The organism is Clostridium sp. Marseille-QA1073, from assembly GCF_054863625.1.
The window spans coordinates 1-1,108 of sequence record NZ_JBSVQM010000071.1 but is presented as its reverse complement, the minus strand read 5'-3'; the positions used below and the strand labels follow the sequence as shown (position 1 = coordinate 1,108).

Genomic DNA, 1,108 nt, shown 5'->3' with positions numbered 1-1,108 from the left:
TCGATAGTTTTCTTAGTAGCATTGAAAGTTGCTACATTAAGAAAATGTAGTGATGATGATTTATTGGATTATATTAAGATAGGTGAAAATAATAAAGAGGATTTAAATAGCTTAGCTATGGAACTTTCACAAAAATACAGTGATATAACTAATAAGAGCTGTAAAAAATCTCTAATTTATAATATTCAGAAGTGCTATAAAAAGATCATTGCTTGTCATGATGAAATAAATGAGGAGTATAAAAAAAATTGCGATATTATACAAGGTGGAGAATGGATATTAGATAATATGTATATTCTAGAGAAAGAATATCATGATATAAAACTTAATATGCCACATAAATATTACAAACATTTACCTGTAGCTAAAAGAGGTATATTTAAGGGATATCCTAGAGTTTATCAAATTGCGGTAGAACTTGTAAGTAATAGTGAAGGAAACTTAAATGAAAATATAATTAAAGAGTTCATTAACAGTTATCAAAAAGAAACTATATTGACCATGGGTGAACTATGGGCATTACCAATTATGATTAGAGCTGCTTTAATCCAAAATATAGGAAAAACTTGTGAAGAAATTTCTTTTACAGTGGGAGAAAAAAAGAGAGCAGAAATTTTGGCACAAGATATAATTAACAGTCAATTAGATGGAACTTTAAAAGATAATTTTTACGAAACACTAAAAAAGCAAAAAATAACTACTACTTTTGCAGATCATTTATTAAAACTTTTAAGAGATAATGGAATTGAAAATAATAAAATAAATAAAGTAATAGAGGATAAATTAGAACTTAAAGAAATTAATATAGACACAGTAATAGCTACTTCTTATAAGAGAGAAAGTAAATTTGAAACTATATTAGGTAATAGTATTACGTCTTTAAGAGATGTGGAAAGTTTAAATTATAAAAGACTTTTTGAAGAAATATCTATAGTTGAGCAAATATTAAAAGAAGATAAATTAGAAGTTTACAATAATATGGATTTTCAATCTAAGGATTATTACAGGCATGTAGTAGAAAAAATATCAAAGCAGAGTAATATTCCAGAATCTTATATTGCAAAAAAGGCTTTAGAATGTTCAAATGAAAACACAGAGAAACCTTATA

Annotated in this window: 1 pseudogene; it reads left to right on the top strand. The window is 25.5% G+C overall.

Annotation, left to right across the window (positions count from 1 at the left end):
• A pseudogene (locus ACY1IQ_RS21120) lies at nt 1–1,108 on the top strand (cyclic beta 1-2 glucan synthetase); the annotation flags it as partial.